Source organism: Paenibacillus nuruki, from assembly GCF_001721045.1.
In the GTDB taxonomy this organism is placed as follows: Bacteria; Bacillota; Bacilli; order Paenibacillales; family Paenibacillaceae; genus Saccharibacillus; species Saccharibacillus nuruki.
Map to the genome: position 1 here is coordinate 21,062 of NZ_MDER01000024.1, position 19,059 is coordinate 40,120.

At 39.6% G+C, this 19,059-nt stretch carries 16 protein-coding genes; 13 read left to right on the plus strand and 3 right to left on the minus strand.

Annotated features, from left to right (window positions below; all coding sequences use genetic code 11):
- The first annotated feature begins 19 nt into the window (after positions 1–19).
- From PTI45_RS02030 to PTI45_RS02060, 7 genes are all read left to right on the plus strand, one after another.
- Positions 20–2,428 carry a glycoside hydrolase family 94 protein gene (locus PTI45_RS02030; protein ID WP_069325868.1) on the plus strand — a complete coding sequence of 803 codons (2,409 nt, stop codon included), beginning with the start codon at positions 20–22 and terminating at the stop codon, positions 2,426–2,428.
- A gap of 300 nt (positions 2,429–2,728) precedes the next feature.
- A complete protein-coding gene (locus PTI45_RS02035) occupies positions 2,729–3,178 on the plus strand; it encodes a GNAT family N-acetyltransferase (RefSeq protein WP_069325869.1) in 450 nt (149 codons plus the stop codon).
- Between the two features lie 495 nt (positions 3,179–3,673).
- Positions 3,674–6,574, plus strand: coding sequence for a 2-oxoglutarate dehydrogenase E1 component (locus PTI45_RS02040; protein WP_069325870.1), 2,901 nt, complete (start codon positions 3,674–3,676; stop codon positions 6,572–6,574).
- Positions 6,571–7,845: a 2-oxoglutarate dehydrogenase complex dihydrolipoyllysine-residue succinyltransferase gene (gene odhB, locus PTI45_RS02045; protein ID WP_069325871.1), complete on the plus strand. Its 1,275-nt coding sequence runs from the start codon at positions 6,571–6,573 to the stop codon at positions 7,843–7,845. The genes PTI45_RS02040 and odhB overlap by 4 nt, the downstream gene beginning before the upstream one ends.
- Before the next feature lie 408 nt (positions 7,846–8,253).
- Positions 8,254–9,672: a sugar porter family MFS transporter gene (locus PTI45_RS02050; RefSeq protein WP_069325872.1), complete on the plus strand. Its 1,419-nt coding sequence runs from the start codon at positions 8,254–8,256 to the stop codon at positions 9,670–9,672.
- Positions 9,673–9,840: 168 nt separating this feature from the next.
- A complete protein-coding gene (locus tag PTI45_RS02055; RefSeq protein WP_083243294.1) occupies positions 9,841–10,272 on the plus strand; it encodes a ribosomal maturation YjgA family protein in 432 nt (143 codons plus the stop codon).
- On the plus strand, positions 10,272–10,676 hold the full coding sequence (locus PTI45_RS02060; protein WP_069325873.1) for a hypothetical protein: 405 nt from the start codon (positions 10,272–10,274) through the stop codon (positions 10,674–10,676). The genes PTI45_RS02055 and PTI45_RS02060 overlap by 1 nt, the downstream gene beginning before the upstream one ends.
- A 116-nt stretch (positions 10,677–10,792) precedes the next feature.
- Here PTI45_RS02060 and PTI45_RS02065 read toward each other — a convergent pair whose 3' ends face one another.
- Positions 10,793–11,278, minus strand: a complete 486-nt coding sequence (locus tag PTI45_RS02065) for a CYTH domain-containing protein (RefSeq protein WP_069325874.1) — start codon at positions 11,276–11,278, stop codon at positions 10,793–10,795.
- Between the two features lie 136 nt (positions 11,279–11,414).
- On the opposite strand from PTI45_RS02065, the gene PTI45_RS02070 reads away from it, so the two are divergent.
- The 3 genes from PTI45_RS02070 to PTI45_RS02080 all read left to right on the plus strand — a co-directional run bounded on the left by PTI45_RS02070 (position 11,415) and on the right by PTI45_RS02080 (position 13,173).
- Positions 11,415–11,873 (plus strand): DIP1984 family protein, encoded by a 459-nt coding sequence (locus PTI45_RS02070; protein WP_069325875.1) that lies wholly within the window; start codon positions 11,415–11,417, stop codon positions 11,871–11,873.
- Between the two features lie 424 nt (positions 11,874–12,297).
- Complete coding sequence (locus tag PTI45_RS02075) at positions 12,298–12,852, plus strand: nitroreductase family protein (RefSeq protein ID WP_069325876.1); 555 nt, start codon at positions 12,298–12,300, stop codon at positions 12,850–12,852.
- Between the two features lie 15 nt (positions 12,853–12,867).
- A complete protein-coding gene (locus tag PTI45_RS02080) occupies positions 12,868–13,173 on the plus strand; it encodes an NIPSNAP family protein (RefSeq protein WP_069325877.1) in 306 nt (101 codons plus the stop codon).
- 136 nt (positions 13,174–13,309) lie between these two features.
- Here the strand turns inward: PTI45_RS02080 and metE are convergent, their stop codons facing one another.
- Positions 13,310–15,610, minus strand: coding sequence for a 5-methyltetrahydropteroyltriglutamate--homocysteine S-methyltransferase (metE, locus tag PTI45_RS02085; RefSeq protein WP_069325878.1), 2,301 nt, complete (start codon positions 15,608–15,610; stop codon positions 13,310–13,312).
- Between the two features lie 203 nt (positions 15,611–15,813).
- Between metE and PTI45_RS02090 the strand changes: the two genes are divergently transcribed.
- The 3 genes from PTI45_RS02090 to PTI45_RS02100 are packed head-to-tail and all read left to right on the plus strand — an operon-like array spanning position 15,814 to position 17,701.
- On the plus strand, positions 15,814–16,410 hold the full coding sequence (locus tag PTI45_RS02090) for a hypothetical protein (protein WP_069325879.1): 597 nt from the start codon (positions 15,814–15,816) through the stop codon (positions 16,408–16,410).
- Positions 16,411–16,422: 12 nt separating this feature from the next.
- Entirely contained in the window at positions 16,423–17,310 is an 888-nt protein-coding gene (locus tag PTI45_RS02095; protein ID WP_069325880.1) for an NAD-dependent epimerase/dehydratase family protein, read from the plus strand.
- A 25-nt stretch (positions 17,311–17,335) separates the two neighbouring features.
- Positions 17,336–17,701, plus strand: a complete 366-nt coding sequence (locus PTI45_RS02100; protein WP_069325881.1) for a hypothetical protein — start codon at positions 17,336–17,338, stop codon at positions 17,699–17,701.
- A gap of 3 nt (positions 17,702–17,704) precedes the next feature.
- Here PTI45_RS02100 and PTI45_RS02105 read toward each other — a convergent pair whose 3' ends face one another.
- Entirely contained in the window at positions 17,705–18,928 is a 1,224-nt protein-coding gene (locus PTI45_RS02105) for an MDR family MFS transporter (protein WP_069325882.1), read from the minus strand.
- Between the last annotated feature and the right edge of the window lie 131 nt (positions 18,929–19,059).

The window sequence follows — 19,059 nt, forward strand, 5'->3', positions numbered from 1 at the left end:
CTTTTTGGAGGGATATTGAATGTCAACAATACAAAATCAAACACAACAAACAGGACTTTTCCAAAATGAATATGGTTATTTTACAGAAAATGGTCGTGAATATGTAATTACCAATCCACGTACACCACGTCCGTGGAGCAATATTATTAGTAATGGCGATTACTCCTTTATGGTATCGCAAGCAGGTGGCGGTTGCTCATGGCGTGGTAATGCAGGGCAGAACCGAATCACTCGTCTTTTCCAAGATGTTATTAAAGATTCATGGGGTAAATTTATTTATCTACGTGATCGTAACTCGGGTAAGTTCTGGTCAGCAGGCTGGAAACCCGTTATGGCAGAATATGAATTTTACGAAGTACGTCATGGTATTGGTTATAGCGTATTTACACAACAAGTGGACGGCATTCGCAGTGAGTTAACCGTATTTGTAGCTCCTGATGCACCACTTGAAATTATGCAACTCAAAGTAACTAATAACAGCACAACAGCGCGTGAACTGGATGCAACGACTTATTTTGAATGGGCTCCAGGTTTTGCGCCAGATGAGCATCGTGAATTCCACAAAATTTTTATGAACTCTGAATATAAACAAGACCTGAACGCGATTCAGCTTGAAAAATACTTATGGAGCTTCCCGGATGAAAAAGGACGCAGTAACAATGTAAGCTGGCCTTATACAGCGTTCCATGCGGCAAGTGAAACCCCTTCTTCTTTTGATGCAGACAAAGAATCATTTGTAGGTATGTATGGAGAAGAATCTCGTCCACAAGCAATGATTGATAAAGAATTAGCAGGTAATAGTGGACGCTTTGGTGATGCTACAGCTTCTTTACGTGTAGCGATTAACTTAGAAGCAGGCGCTTCACATACCGTTGTATTTACAATTGGTGCAGCAGAGCAAGAAAAAGAAGATGCAGATGCATTGATCCAAAAATATACAACCGTAGAAGCAGCAGAACGTACACTTCAAGATGTACATGCATTCTGGAGTGAACTCATTGATGTTGAAGAAATTCACACTCCTGATCCAGCGATGAATATTATGACTAATGTATGGTTGAAGTATCAATCTATCTCTTGTCGTCTATGGGGTAAAACAGCCTATTATCAAACAAGTGCAGGATATGGTTACCGTGACCAATTGCAAGATTCTCAGATTTTCTTAACAAGCAAGCCAGAACTGATGCGTAAACAAATTCTTATGCATGCTTCTCAACAATTCCAAGAAGGTGATGTACTTCACTGGTGGTTCACGATTCGTGGCGGCGGTCCTCGTACACGTTGTTCAGATGATTTGTTATGGCTTCCGTTCATCATGGATGCGTATCTGAAAGAAACACAGGACTACGATATCTTAGATGAAGTTACTCCGTTCCTTGATGGTGGAGAAGCAACAGTATATGAGCATTGTAAATTAGCGATTGAGAAAACATTCTTACGCTTTAGCCCGCGTGGTGTTCCGTTAATGGGTGAACATGACTGGAATGATGGTCTAAGTGCGATTGGTTATGAGTGGAGAGGTGAAAGCTTCTGGGTAGGTGAGTTCTTATACCTTATCCTAGGTAACTTTGCACCAGTAGCAGCCAAACGTGGCGATCAAGTCTTTGCAGATAAAATGGTTGAAGTACAAGGTAGCTTAAAAGCAGCATTGAACAAATATGGTTGGGATGGCGAGTGGTATCTACAAGCGACCAACGATGATGGTTTAAAAGTAGGATCGAAAGAAAATGAAGAAGGTCAAATCTTCTTGAATCCACAGATGTGGGCTGTTATCTCTGGCGTAGCTGATCAAGAGCGTGGCCAACAAGCAATGGATAGCGTAAGTAAACATTTACTACGTGATCATGGTGCTTTGCTATTGTACCCTGCTTATACTAAAGTTCGTCGTGATATCGGTTATATTACTCGCTATGCTCCAGGCTTACGTGAAAATGGAGGTGTCTATACGCATGCAGCTACTTGGGCAGTATGGGCGTATACACTGATTGGTCAACCAGAGAAAGCGTATGAAGCGTATAGCAAAATCTGTCCACCTAACCGTTCTGATGATCCTAATGGTTATGTAGGCGAGCCGTATGTAACACCAGGTAACTCGGATGGTCCAATCTCACCTAACTATGGTCGTGGAGGCTGGACATGGTATACCGGCTCTTCGCAGTGGTTACAACGTATGGCAACCAACTGGATTCTAGGCGTACGTGCTGAGAACGAAGGTCTATTGGTAGATCCAAGTATTCCGAAAGACTGGAAAGAGTTCACGTATCGTCGTGCTTTCCGTGGAGCTACGTATAATCTGCATGTAGATAATGCAGCAGGAGTAGCTCGTGGTATTAAAGAAATTAAAGTCGATGGTAAAGTAATCGAAGGCAATATCTTGCCAGATTTCCGTGATGGTAAAGAACACGAAGTTAAAGTCATTATGGGTTAATATGTTCTAACGATCTTGTCTGAATAGATCGAAGCATATGTAAACATGAAATCATAAACAAATTATAAATAGCTCTGTCTGTTCGTGATACTGACTTGATCTGAAGTCGTATACTCGGACAGACAGAGCTTTTCTCTATATTATCCATATCATTTTTGAAAATAGATTGTAGATGCATAAAGATGCACAAAATATTTTACGAATAATGATCTGAAATGTTAAAGTGAATTACAAATAACCCTATCAAATTTCATTCATCCAACGTAAACATGAAGAAGTGAATGTAAGAGGAGAGATACGATGAGTTGGCATATCAAAACGTTTGATGAATTAACATCTTTAGAAATGTATCGCATTTTGCAAGAACGAACAGCTATTTTTGTGGTTGAACAGAACTGCCCTTATCAAGAAGTAGATGGTAAAGATATCGCCAGCTATCATCTTTACAAAGAAGAAGAGGGTCAGATTGTTGCGTATTCAAGACTTCTTCCTTCCGGTGTAGCCTATCCAGAAGCTTCGATCGGTCGAGTGATTGTAAAGCGTGAATATCGTGGAAAAGGATTAGCGCAAGAGCTATTCCGTAAAAGTATCGAATTTATTCAGCATGAATTGAAAGAAGACAAAATTAAAATCCAAGCTCAGCATTACTTAGAGAAATTTTATAGCAGTTATGGATTTGAAACGATCTCAGAAATGTATCTAGAAGACGATATTCCTCATATCGATATGATGCGTATCACAACATCGTAATCGCAAATGATCTCAAAAGTGAACAAAAAAAGGAGGATGTGTGAAGTAGTGGTGACACTTTTTTGCATGTCCTTTTTGCTACGAAATCAATCTCAGGAAGATTTGGGTAAAAATAGTAAGCATTTAAATTGGAAATTCATACCTATGTATTGTAGAATGGGAAGAGTAAAGAGTAATTTAGTACGAATGAGGGGGCATGCACTGCTCAGTATTCAACTAGAATGTGCAGAATGATATATACAAAATGCGATATGTCTATTCTCAAAATCTCTGTTTTCCTGTATTTGGATTAAAAATAGCCGTAAAAGGGCTAAAAAACCTGAATAACTCTTTATGTGCAGCGTGAGAAAACGTTTTCTTGAAAAAAAGACGTTTTACTCGTTCATAGTCTAATTCTAGGCTATTTTGTGATCAATCATATAGAGGTATAATTAAATATGTTGCAATTCCGTCACAAATATATTCACAAAAAATTCAAGACGGAGGGAATCCTCGATGACAATCGACGAATCAAACCAACCATGGCTGTGGGAATCGTATTACGGACCCAATTTGGGGTATGTACAAGAACAATATGAACTGTACAAACAAGATCCGAATTCTGTAGATGAAGGATACCGTGAACTTTTTGAACGTTATGGAGAGCCTGTTGCTCCTGTTACCGTATCATCTGGTCAAACAGTGGTAAGTAGTAGTACAGAAACACCAGCTAAAGTAGACACTAATTTGCTTAAGAAAGCGGTTGCAGCCGAACGTTTAGTATGGAATATCCGTACATACGGGCATCTGGCAGCGGACATTGATCCGCTTGGACTAAGTACAGCGACTGATGTTCGTTTACTTGATCCAGAGCAATACGGACTGGGACAACGTGACCTTGCACAATTACCAGCATCATTGATCTGGGAAAATGCACCTCCTGAAGCAAAAGACGGATGGGAAGCTATCCAGATGTTGCGTAAGAAGTATACAGGTCCACTGGCTTATGAATTTGCACATGTACATGATGAAAAGGAGCGTAACTGGCTCAACCGTCAAGTTGAAACAGGATCGTCTACACTTTCATTGGATGACGAAGAACGCATTGAATTGTTCAAGCGTCTAGTGGAAGTCGAACAATTTGAAGAATTCTTACATCGTACATTTATTGGACAAAAGCGCTTCTCAATCGAAGGTAATGATGTCCTTGTACCGATGCTAGATTCAATCGTACGTATTGCTGCACGTAGTGGCGCAAGACATGTCTTAATGGGAATGGCGCATCGTGGTCGTCTAAATGTATTGGCTCATGTTCTTGGAAAGCCATACAGTAAGATTTTCTCCGAGTTCCATCATTCACCAAATAAAGACACAATGCCTTCTGAAGGCTCGATGGGTGTTACTTTTGGCTGGACAGGTGATGTGAAGTACCATTTAGGTGCACATCGTTCTGTTACCCCAGAAGGACAAAGCTTTGAAACTCGTCTGACACTGGCAAACAATCCAAGTCACTTGGAATATGTTAACCCGGTGGTTGAAGGATTTACTCGTGCTGCACAGGATGATCGTACAGACAAAGGTTATCCTCGCCAAGACCCTGACAAAGCAGCAGCTATCATCATGCATGGTGATGCCGCATTCGCAGGTGAAGGCATTGTCGCAGAGACGCTTAACTTTAATCAGCTAACAGGTTATCAAAATGGCGGTACAATTCATATTATTGTTAATAACCGTCTAGGCTTCACAACAGACAGTGGAGATTCACGTTCGACTCATTATGCAAGTGACCTTGCTAAAGGATATGAGATTCCAATTATCCATGTGAACGCAGATGATCCAGAAGCTTGTCTACGTGCTGTAGCTATGGCGACTGAATATCGTAATTTATTTAAAAAAGATTTCTTGATTGATCTGATTGGGTATCGTCGTTATGGTCATAATGAAACAGATGATCCTGAAACGACTCAACCCATTATGTATGGCAAAGTGAAAAATCATCTTCGTGTAGCTTCACTATATGGTAACAAATTGGCGAAGCAAGGTGTTGTGGATGAAAAACGTTATGAGCAGTTCAAAGCTGAAATCCAAGATCATCTAAAATCGATCTACGAAGAAGTGAAAACAGATCATACTGAAGATTCCAATGCACCTCTAAATCGTCTGGAAGCAGATAGCAAAACACCCGAAGCTTCTACTGGAGTTCCTGCTAATCTACTCAACACGATCAACGAGGGATTGCTGAAATGGCCAGAAAACTTCAATGTGTATCCTAAACTACAGCGTATTCTGGAACGTCGTGCAACTGCACTTAGTCCAGAAGGCAAAGTTGATTGGGGACATGCAGAAACACTGGCATTTGCTTCAATCTTAGCAGATGGTAAGCCTATTCGGATTACTGGACAAGATGTAGAACGTGCGACATTTGCTCATCGTAATCTGGTATTGCATGATGCACAGACAGGTGAACCTTTCTGTCCGTTACATCGTTTGCCAGAAGCGAAAGCATCATTCGCTATTCATAACAGTCCATTGTCTGAAGCTTCAGTACTTGGATTTGAATATGGATACAATGTGTATGCACCGGAAACATTAGTAATCTGGGAAGCACAATACGGCGATTTCACTAATGCAGCGCAAGTTATTATTGACCAGTTTATCTCAGCTGGACGTAGTAAATGGACACAAAAATCCAGTCTTGTGATGTTGTTGCCACATGGTCATGAAGGTATGGGACCTGAGCATTCTAGTGCTCGTCCAGAACGCTTCTTGCAATTGGCAGCCGAAGATAACTTTACTGTAGCTAACCTGACTTCTGCGTCACAATACTTCCATCTACTTCGCCGTCAGGCACGTAGTACTCAGGAAGAAAATGTACGTCCATTAGTCGTGATGGCACCGAAAAGTCTAATTCGTAATCCGCGTGTTGCTTCATCACCTGCGGAATTTAGTGAAGGAACGTTCCAACCGATTTTGCAACAAAAAGGTCTGGGCGACAAAAAGAATGCTGTACAACGTGTGATCCTTTGTACGGGTAAAGTAGCGATCGATCTCGAAGAGGCTTTGGATAAAAACAAAGAAGAAGACTACTCTTGGTTACATGTGATTCGTGTAGAACAACTGTATCCATTCCCTAAAGAAGAAATCAATGCTGTTCTAGCAGAGTTTACGAACTTGCAAGAAATTATCTGGTTACAAGAAGAACCGCAAAACATGGGATACTGGAGATATACCGATGCACGCTTGCGCGATTTGGCACAAGAAGGTGTAGCTGTAAGTTATATCGGTCGTCCAGAACGTTCTAGCCCGGCTAGTGGTTATCAACATATTCACGCCATCGAACAACAGCGTATACTAGGATTAGCACTCAAACAAAATTCTTTACAGAACAACATATCCCTGGGAGGTAGTCGGCTGTGAGTGAAATTAAAGTACCCGAAATGGGCGAGTCTATAACCGAAGGAACGGTATCAAAATGGGTTGTGAAAGAAGGAGACACTGTCAGTCAAGGAGATGTACTGCTTGAACTTGAGACAGATAAAGTCAACTTGGAGATCAGTGCCGAAGAAGATGGAGTTGTAGAGTCTATCACCAAGCAAGAAGGTGAAACGGTACAAGTCGGTGAATCTGTAGGTGTGATCGGTGCTGGAAGTGGAAGTAGCAAACCAGCTCCAGAATCCAAGTCTGAAAGTAAATCAGATGATGTCGTTACAATTAACTATCCAGCAAAAGGTGCTGAGCCTGCTGCTGAAAAAGCAACCGATAAATCGACAAATGCTGTAACAAGCAAACCAGATAATGGGGATGCTATCGGTACACCGGCTGCTCGCAAGTTAGCTCGTGAGCGTGGTATTGATCTAGGATCGGTACAAAGCAACGATCCGATCGGCAGAGTCAATCCAGACGATGTACGCAAACATGGTGACAAACCAGCACCAGCGAAATCTGAAGCTGCACCTGCTAAAAAACCTGTTGAGAACAATCCAGCTAAACCGGCAGATCGTCAACCGATGTCACGTCGTCGTCGCACGATTGCGAATCGTCTAGTTGAAGCTCAGCATAATGCTGCAATGTTAACAACATTTAATGAAGTAGACATGACAGCGATCTTGGATGTTCGTAAACGCCGTAAAGATGCGTTTAAAGAGAAATATGATGTAGGTCTAGGATTTATGTCTTTCTTCACCAAAGCAGTTGTAGGGGCACTTAAAAAGTTCCCTATGGTCAATGCTGAGATTGATGGCGATGATGTTATTGTGAAGAAATTCTATGATATTGGTATTGCGGTATCTGCTAAAGAAGGTCTTGTGGTTCCTGTTGTTCGTGATGCAGACCGTCTAGGTTTTGCTCAAATCGAAAAAGAAATCGCAACGTTAGCTTCTAAAGCACGTTCAAACACATTAGGATTGTCTGAGCTTCAAGGTGGTACATTTACAATCACCAATGGTGGTGTATTTGGTTCCTTGCTTTCAACGCCAATCTTGAATGCACCGCAAGTAGCGATTCTGGGTATGCACAAAATCCAGCTTCGTCCGGTAGCAATTGATGCAGAACGTATGGAAAATCGTCCGATGATGTATATCGCATTGTCATATGATCACCGTATTATTGACGGTAGCGAAGCAGTAAGCTTCCTTGTTAAAGTCAAAGAATTGCTTGAAGATCCAGAAACATTGTTGATCGAAGGCTAATTTATTATCAAAAAAGGAACTTCCAGATCGTTGGAAGTTCCTTTTTTATATTTTATTTGTTTATGGATGAAGAATTGATCGAATTATTAGAATCAAGTGTTAGCGAATATATTGAGATTACATAATATTTTAAATCGAAAAAGTAATATCGTATTAATCCAACTCTACCCTATGTCATTCTTTTCATTCGATACTGTTATTCAATATGTATGCATTTGGGTATATTGATTACAGGCTGAAAATAGATGCTTTTTTTCTGAAACTAAAGTACGTCAGTCATTGTTTGATTCAATCGAAATTACATCTTTCTTAAGTGGAAAATGTGTCAATCGATGAACTCAATATATGTAAGTACATAGACAGAATAAGTGGCAATAACGTTTTAGGAATGAATAGGGAGAGATGATGATGGAAAAGGGAGCCAGTCAAAAGGCATTTTTACGTAAAATTATTTTGATATCTACATTGGGTGGATTGCTATTTGGTTATGATACAGGGGTAATCAACGGGGCTTTACCATTTATGTCAGCGGCACTCGGGCTGAACTCGTTTACAGAAGGATTAGTCGCTAGTATTCTACTGTTTGGTGCAGCATTCGGAGCGATCGCAGGCGGACGGCTTTCTGATTACTTGGGACGTAAGCAAAATATTATCTATCTAGCAGTTTTGTTTTTCGTCGCTACCGTCGGTTCAACTCTTGCTCCTAACGTTACCGTTATGGTCATTTGTCGCTTCTTATTGGGACTTGCTGTAGGTGGTGCTTCAGTAACCGTACCTTCGTATCTAGCAGAAATGTCTCCCGCGAACAAACGGGGCGGTATTGTTACCCGTAATGAACTGATGATTGTGAGCGGTCAATTGCTTGCCTTTATCTTTAATGCCATTCTAGGGATAACGATGGGCGATAATACCCATGTATGGCGCTATATGTTAGCGATCGCGTCTATTCCAGCAATCTTCTTATTTTTTGGAATGTTACGTGTGCCTGAAAGTCCACGTTGGTTAGTGGCAAAAGGTAAAAATGAACGTGCATTAAAAGCACTTCGCAAAATTCGTACAGAAGAACAAGCGAAAATAGAAGTAGAAGAAATCAAAGCTTCTTTTGATGCAGAAGAAAGTACAGAAAAAGCAGGCTTTAAAGATCTTGCTGTACCTTGGATACGCCGTCTGATGTTTATTGGATTAGGTATCGCAGTTGTTCAGCAGATTACGGGTGTTAATTCGATTATTTATTATGGTACTGAGATTCTCAAAGATTCAGGTTTTGAAACTAAAGCAGCTTTGATTAGTAATATTGCGAACGGTGTAATCTCGGTAGCCGCAACGTTTTTGGGAATGTGGTTGTTAGGTAAAGTAGGTCGTCGTCCTATGCTTAGAACGGGTCTAATCGGTACAACATGCGTATTATTACTGATTGCGATTTTCTCAGCAGTATTGGAAGGTTCGCCTGCATTGCCTTATGTAATCTTATCCTTAACCGTTACCTTCCTTGCTTTCCAACAAGGAGCGATTTCTCCGGTAACCTGGCTAATGTTATCTGAGATTTTCCCGTTACAATTACGTGGGTTCGGAATGGGTGTGACCGTATTCTGCTTGTGGATTGTTAACTTCTTAGTTGGATTAACATTCCCTATATTAATGGCAGGTATTGGACTATCTGCAACATTCTATTTGTTCGCAGCTTTAGGATTACTGGCGATTACATTTGTACAAAAATATTTACCAGAAACCAAAGGCTTTACATTAGAAGAATTGGAAGAGAAGTTCCGCAATTATGGTAAAAAGAAACCTAAAAAAGCTAAAGTGAAACCTGCACCAGCCAAGTAAAAAATTGCAGATTAATAGTAAATCATTGAATAGATCATTATATATAAATACTGAAGCGACTTCTAAGGTTCTGATAATCCTTATGAAGTCGCTTTTACTTTATTTTTTCGGTATGATTACCATACGTATACTTACAAAATACATAACTATCAAGTAGGAGGATAGATAGTGTTTACCTCTAAACCTGTGCATAAGCTTTCATCTGCGAGCAAAAGAGTACGATTTTATTACAGTGTAGCTATTATAATAACTATTGCACTTGGATTAGCATCACGAATATATGCGTCTACGTTACCTGATATTCTATCCGATCATGCAGGAGATGTGCTATGGGCGATAATGATTTATATAGGAATACGTATCATATGGGTACATAGAAGTCTGTTATTTGTTGCAATATTAAGTTTGTTATTTTGTTATCTAATTGAATGTAGTCAGCTATATCAAGCCATATGGATTAACGACATACGTCATACTATGCTTGGCGGATTGGTCTTAGGCAAAGGATTTTTGTGGATTGATCTGGTTCGATACACATTCGGTATACTGCTCGCTGTAGGACTTGATGATATGATGTTGAAATTAAGGAGGGTCAGATGATGAATAAAGAGGATATCACCCGACAACTTTTACATGAATTAGAAGGAGAGAAAGAAAGCTTTATATTGCACTTACGAGTAGATCTCGACTGGGATCATACACATTTGGTAAAAGTATTCAAATTAATGGTAAAGTATATCCAGCAATTAGAACCGACAGCACCTTTGGAACGGCATATAGCAAGTGGATTTTGGTTCTTCACGAATTTTGTCAAAGATTGGTCATCACATGACAATTTCCGCTCTCGCAATGCTTATCCAGAATTGTATTATCAGGGTATGTATGAATTAATCTTTTTACTGACAGATTGGTATTTTTCAGGTGAATGTCCATTTGTAGAACCAGAAGCGTTTGAACAAGAATGGAATCGTCTAACTTTACTCTTAAAAGAAGAAACACAGTAAGCCAAATAGCGTAACATCTCAAGGTAGTACTCGCCAAGATGATACGCTATTTTTTTAGCATAAATCACTCTATGTTATATGACAATACTGGATCGAAGGCGGAGAATATATACCTTTTACTTAGCTGCGGATTGAATATGTTCCCATAGTACGCTATTCACATATTGGCTTTCACCCGTCACATCTTCACCGAACCAATCGGGCTTTTGGAAATGTTCTACATCTGCTTCTTCTGCAAATTCTATTTCGATGGTTATAAGATTCTTTTGTACCGTATTATGATAAATATCTAGATCAAAATGATAGTCATTCCAATTCACTTTTTTACGTGTTTTGATTAAAGGAGTTACCTCTAACTTACCTATTAGCTGTTCATAAATACCAGCACCAATATCAAATTCTGTTTCTTCACGTACTAGCCCTTTGCCTGCTTTGTGCGTCATTGTGAATTGCTCTTGACCATTAATGACTAATTTGCGTACTCGCAACGTCTCTGATTCACTGGTAGCCAAATAGGTCTGATGAATTTCTTGTGTCTCTACAATATCCAAATCTGTAGGATAAGTATGTAATACGTATTTTTTTTCGATTTCTTTACCCATCATAAATCCTCCTGAGAATCGATTTTCTCTATTTTAACATATTGCAAAAGGTTTATTTACATAGTGATTGGTTATACCTATAATGATAGGGACATTTGCGGAAATAGGAAAGAAATATGTAATGGAGGTGAAAGTAATGAAGTTAGCAGAAGCATTAATAGTACGATCTGATGTGCAAAAAAGAATAGAGCAGATGAAAGTACGTCTGAGCCGAAGCGCTAAAGTACAAGAAGGTGAAAAGCCACCTGAGCGCCCCAATGAATTGCTAAAAGAAATGGGTCATTTATTAACCGAATTAAATGTACTGATCAAACGAATTAATCGTACCAATGCACAAGTGATTTTTGAAAATGAGACGACATTAGCTGATGCGTTAGCTGATCGAGATACGCTTGGATTACGTCGCAATATACTAAACGATCTTATGCATACAGCCAGTATCAAGCAAGATCGTTATACCAAGTCAGAAGTCCGTTTTCTAGCGACCGTAAATATTGGAACGTTGCAAGAAGAGATGGATCATCTGGCCAAAACGTATCGTGAACTGGATACTCGTATTCAAGAACTGAATTGGAAAACCGATTTGGTTGATTAAAGATCATACTGTACACACTTACAAGTTGGTAATCTATTATCTATAAGGCGAGCATACAAACCGCCAACTGGTTTAAGTTGGACCGCTGGGTAGAAATGAGGGGCAATTTCTGAAGGTTCGAGTCCTTTAATGATAAATTAGCCTTGTATTGTTACATGAGTACAACTCACCTATTATTGTTACTACCACATGCTGATTATAGATATAGACGAGGGCGGGTTCGGGGATTTGTAAGATCTGTTTACATAATAATTGAGCGGTAATACAATCAACTCAAAAATGACTCTATGATATACAGGGTCATGTTTTGAGTTGATTATTCTTTTATCCATTGATCGGAAAAGTTAAAATTAGAGATTTCTTCCCACTTCGTGTACAATAAACAAGAGACTGAGAATGATTATCATAGAGGAGGAAATTATAGATGAGTATTTCAGAAAGTATTCGTAATCGTCGTTCGATTGGTAAAGTAAAGCAGGACTCTATTCCACGCGAAAGTATTGAGCGTATTTTGGAAGCAGGGATCTGGGCACCGAATCATCGTCTAACTGAACCGTGGAAATTTTTCGTATTAGAAGGTAATGGACGTAATAAGTTAGCAGAAGCATTAGCTAGCGTAGCAGGTAATGGTGAAGTTACTGAAGAAAGTCTATCTTCTGCACGCAAAAAGGTAGAACGTGCACCATTAATTATCGCTGTAGCGGTAGAACCTGAGGACAATCCTAAAATTATCGAACTTGAAGAATATGGTGCAGTCTTTGCAGCCATTCAAAATATGTTGCTTGAAATTCACGAGTTAGGACTAGGCGCAGTGTGGAGAAGTGGCGAACCTTGTTATCACGAATTGATGGGTAAAGCTTTTGATTTAAGTGAAAAAGGTAAAATGCTAGGCTTTATTTATATTGGTGTACCGGAAAATAAGGATCAACAAAGTAAGCGGACTCCATTTGTTGAAAAAACAGTCTGGATTAGTGAATAAGGTAGGAGGAATACGATGATTACATGCTATCTCAAATATGTGATCGATCCTTACCAAGTGAAAGAATTTGAGCAATATGCGAAGATGTGGATACCGCTAGTTAACAAATTAGGGGGCACCCATCACGGATACTTTCTTCCACATGAAGGGGCGAATAATATCGCTTATGCTTTATTTTCTTTTCCGAGTCTTACGGATTACGAACGTTATCGTCAGGAGATGGCGGTAGATGAAGAATGCCAGCAAGCATTTGAATTTGCTAATGAAAACAAGTGTATTATCAGTTACGAGCGTAGCTTTATGCGTCCTGTTTTCGAATAATCTTATTTCTATTTGAATAAAAAGCCTTTCACGATCAAGAGCATTCGTCGGAATCCGCTCTAATCATGAAAGGCTTTTATTTGTTAATCTATCAGCTTATTAGACATTGTATTGAAAATTAGCATCCTTTTGGCAATTAAAGCTTACCTGCGCTCACTTCTTGACCTAGCTTTTGACGAATATCATCTGCGGCTTCAACCATTAATTTCAAAGCAGCCACAGTCTCAGGATGTGCACGAGTTTTTAATCCGCAGTCCGGGTTAATCCAGAACAATTTCGGATCAAGTACACGTAGAGCGCGTTCGATCAACTGTACCATTTCTTCTTTGGCAGGTACACGAGGACTATGAATATCATAGACACCTAGACCAATGCCTTTATCGTACCCATGAACTTCAAAAGAAGAAATCAATTCACCATGACTACGAGATGTCTCAATAGAGATAACATCAGCATCCATATCTTTGATCGCATCAATAATATCATGGAATTCGGAATAACACATGTGAGTATGAATTTGTGTTGTTTCTTGTACAGCGGCTGTAGATAGACGGAACGAACCTACTGCCCAATCCAGATATTCTTGCCATTTGCTACGTTTTAGAGGCAATCCTTCACGTAGAGCAGGCTCATCTACCTGAATCATTTCAATACCCGCCGCTTCAAGTGCTAGAATCTCATCTGAAATAGCGCGTGCGATCTGGTAAGACACTTTACTACGAGGAATATCGTCACGTACAAATGACCAGTTTAGAATCGTTACTGGACCTGTTAACATCCCTTTAACAGGCTTAGTGGTTAATGATTGAGCATATTTTGTTTCCGTTACGGTCATTGGTTTTACAAAATGGACATTACCATAGATCACCGGTGGCTTCACGCAACGTGAACCATATGATTGAACCCAACCAAAGCGTGTAAATGTAAATCCATCTAATTGTTCTCCGAAAAATTCAACCATATCAGTACGTTCAAATTCACCATGTACCAATACATCTAATTTCAACTCTTCTTGAATCGAAATCCAATCTTGAATCTGCTCTTCAATAAAACGATTATAGTCTGCTGGAGACAATTCTCCTTTACGCCATAATTGACGAGCACGGCGTACTTCGACCGTTTGTGGGAAGCTACCGATCGTCGTTGTAGGCAATAATGGTAATTTCCATTTTTCTGCATGTATCACTTGACGCTGTGCAAAAGGAACATTGCGTGTAGCGGAACCTTCATCTTGTTGTAGATGTTGTTCTTGTGGAGCACGCCATGACGAATGAGCAATACGTTCTACGGCTTCACGACTGCGATCCAATGCTTCTTGTACCGCACTTGCACCGATATTAGCGGCTTTCGTTAGCAAAGCCAATTCTTCTAATTTCTGATCTGCAAAAGCAAGAGCGTCTTTGATAATCGGATCAAGAGACGTTTCGCTGTTGGTGGTTACCGGTACATGTTGTAGACTGCAAGACGGCTGAATCAGTAAACGATCGGCAGGTACAGTTTGAGAAATAGTTTGAATCAATTCAATTTTATCTTCTAATTTGGAACGCCAGATATTGCGACCATCGACTAGACCTACGCCTAGAATTTTGTTTTCAGGGAATCCCCAATCATCAAGGTTGTTCAGATTTTGCTCTAATCCATGTACAAAGTCCAAGCCAATTCCTTGTACAGGTAGATCGATCAATTTACCAAAATCATCGACACCTTCAAAATAAGTCTGTACTAGCAAGTTCACATCAGGAGTCGCTTGATTGAACTGAGCATAAATGTCTTGCACCCATTGCCATTCTTCTGTAGATACTTCTAGCGCAAGGGATGGCTCATCCATCTGAACCCAGCGTACACCTGCTTTATTCAATCCTTGCAATATTTCAATATAAAGTGGAGCTAACTGATCCAGCCAATGCTTGAATTCAGAAGCTTCATATCCTTTAGACAGTTTGAGGAAGGTATACGGGCCAATCACTACAGGTTTGGTCTCAATGCCTAGTTCTGTTTTGGCTTCTAAGTATAGTCGCAGTGGACGGTTTTCTGTTAATTGTGGTGTGATTCCACCCAGTTCTGGGACAATATAATGGTAATTAGTATTGAACCATTTGGTCATTTCACCTGCTGTAGCATTGTCTGTCCCACGAGCAATATCAAAGTATTGTTGTAGTGATACTTCACCACCTGTATAGCCAAATCGCTCTGGAACTAATCCGAAAGTGACCGCAGTATCTAGAACCTGATCATAATAGGAAAAGTCGCCTACAGGAATCAGATCTATACCTGCTTTGCTTTGTTTACTCAGATGAGCGAGGCGCAAATCTTTCATCGTTTGCAAAAATTCAGCTTCAGAAATTTTGTTATTCCAGAACGCTTCGAGTGCTTTTTTCCATTCCCGTTGTTCCCCTAGACGTGGATAACCGATATTGCTACTCAGTACTTTTGGCATTATTATTCCCCCTGAAAGTGGATTGTTTGTTACAATCATCATAGCGCATTCTGGTAGGATATGGTTATACGTTTTGCCTATATCCTATCATGATTACACGCTATAGCTAGATAGCCTTTTGGTCAAAAAGTCATTTGATGGTAAGATGAAAGAGAAGACATATCTATACATAATTGAAGCAGGGAAGATGAAAGGAGATCATCATGAGTATTTTGTATTTATTTTGGGCGTTTTTAGGTCAAGCTATACTAGGGATATTGATTACAGGATTGAACCGATTCGGATTAGCAGCAATCTGGTTAGATTATGTACCTACTGTTATTGTAAGCGTTTTGTATTTTATTGGATTTATGAAATTAGAAAAAGTAAATCCACAATTCGCCAAAGGTAAAATAGCTGCTATCAGTGCGGCAGTACTTGCGATTATTCAGATCTTTTTACCCGGTCAAGCCAATGTATTACCTTTACCGTGGTGGCTGGCTATCGTATCATTACTCGTGATTATTGCTGATTTATTTATTATTTATACCGTATGTAAAGGTATCGGTGAACTCGCAGAAGCACAGAACTTACCAGATTTCAAAAAAGTATCTTATCAGCGCTGGATCATTTATGTATGTAATCAGATTGTAGCGTTGGCTGTATTAGCGATCAGTGCTTTTGTATCCTCTACAAGTGAAGGCAATTTGGTTATACTAGCAGGATTACTAGGAGTTATATACGTTATTTTTGGTCTACTTGTGTATATCTTAATGGCTACATTCATCTGGAAAGCTTATAAACTATTAGATATCAAATAGGAGGAGTTCTTAATGACTAACGTATTGGTATTAGGTGGCACACGCTTTTTCGGCAAAAATCTAGTGGAATTGCTATTGAAAGAACAGATCAAAGTAACACTACTGACTCGTGGCAAAACGGAAGATGAATTTGGAGATCAAGTACAGCGCTTAGTGGTAGATCGTGAAGATGCAGTAGCTTTGGAAAAGGCGATCGGTGATCAGCAATATGATGTTGTCTACGATAATATTTGCTTTACACCACAGCAAGCACGTGAAGCAGTGTCTATTTTCCAAAACAAAGCCAAACGTTATATTTTGACTTCTAGCTTATCCGTCTATGATTTCGGCACAGGTATATGCCACGAATCAGATGTAGATACACATCATTATACAATTGATGCAGATCCAGAAGCAGAGCTTAGTTATGGAGAAGGCAAGCGTCAAGCAGAAGCTGTTTTTTTCCAACAGGCTGATTTTCCAGTAGCGGCGGTACGATTTCCAATTGTGTTAGGGCCTAATGATTATACCAAGCGGTTACATTTTCATGTCGAACGTGTATTAAGTGGTAAAGTGATTGGCATTTCGAATCTTGAAGCACAGATGAACTTCATTCATGAACAAGAAGCCGCTGAATTTTTATTCTGGTTAGGCATTTCTTCCGAATTGACAGGACCTGTTAATGCCCGTTCTGACGGAGAAGTCAGTCTACGTGAATTGGTAGAGTGGATAGAGCAGGGTACCGAACAACAAGCGATTATTCAAAGCGAAACAGATGATGAAGCACAGTCTCCTTTTGGTGTGCCTGATTCATGGATTATGGATACGTCCAAAGCGAAACAAGATGGATTTCAATTCTATGTATTATCGGAATGGATGCCTGCATTGATAAAGCAAATGGCTACACAAACAAATAGATAAAGTGATCACAGAATGGAGCTTGACGATGGTCAATGATATTTTTATAGGTGATATTCCTTTAGTAGATGGAGTGATTGAACAAGTCATTCTTTTACCCGATCAAGTGAAAGTATACTTCCGAACCGATCAAGGGATATCTACTGTATTTTCTTTAGAGCAAGTAGCAGGAGTATGGGATCGCCGCTCCGCCGGACAAGAAATAGGCGGAATGCGGACGGTTCCCTGGTCACGTAGCGATGCACAGATACGTGATGTTTTGATGGCACAAGTAGAACAAGGAGAATTGAGCGAAGAGTTATTAAGTAGTCTTTCAATCTATTCTTTCATTAGTAGCTGGGGTGAACATTCTATTTTGGATATTGCAGCTAGTGAAATACGGACTCAGCGTTAATCGTCAAATATGACTAGATTTATTCATACGACGATAAGCTGCAATCAGAAATGGTAGACCAAGCGCACAAGTCAATGCTAACGGTACAAATATCTGGACACTGTGTGCTGCGCCTCTAGCATCAAGTAAAAAACCTCCGAGTATAGGGGCGCAGACACTACCCAGATTATTAAATCCAATCGTTCCAAAATACGTTCCTTTCCATTCTGGCTTGGCAATACGATCTATTAACATATCCATCATCGTAAATAACAATACTTCACCGATTGTGAAAATAACGGTAATTAACATAAAGGCTACACCAGTACTTGCTAATCCATATAGAAGTAAGCTCGTCGCTACAAACACATTGCCCACAATCAAAGAAACAACAGGCGCAAAGTGTGAAGCCCATTTTACTAATGGATATTGTACAACCAGTACAGTAATAGCATTGAGTGTTAACATATAAGCAAACCATGTTGTACCATTTTGTAAATGAGGAACCAATGCTAAATATTGCGGTAAAGTTGAATTGAGATGTCCATAACCCAGTACACAGAATGTGGTGCCGATCAATATGTATAAAAAGACTCGATCTTGAGAAATAATGCGTAATGCTTCTTTTAACGTAATCCGTTGTTCATTTGTTACTGAAGATTTGCTATGCACAGGATGTTTACCAAATTGAAAACTAAGGATAATCGTATAAAGTACATAGATACACCCTGCCATTACAAAAGCACTGCTTGATCCATCACGACTTAACCATAATCCTAGCAATGGGCCGAAAACAACGCCTACATTAACCGCTGTATAACGCATATTAAATACTAGCAATTTTTGCTCTTGTGGAGTCACTTCTGATAACAGTGCTCTAGAAGTAGGCTCGAATAAAGAACGACAAAGCCCATTTAGCGTATTTACTATAAAAAACATCCAGATTTGATTGGAAGCAGCAAAAGCAAAAAACACAATACTCCACCCTGTAATTGATAAAATCATTACTTTTTTACGCCCGATCCGATCTGAGATATAACCTCCATAAAAGCTAGCAAATACCCCTACTAATGAACTGACAGCTACTGTAATCCCTGTTTGTGTAGGTGTCGCTCCTAAAGACTGGGTAAGATAAATCGATAAAAAAGGAATACTCATCGAAGTCGCCATTCTTCCAAATAACGTTCCTATAATGATTGTCCATGCTAAAGGGTGAATATGACGTAACGATAATAAAGAGTTTTTCATAGAATAGAGGTACTCCTTTCTTATAGATGATACAAAAAATTATTTTCTCACCCTTATAAAAGGCTGTCAAGATCACTTACTATTCTATACTTATCTTTAGAAACGAATTGTCATATAATGGTATGAAATCG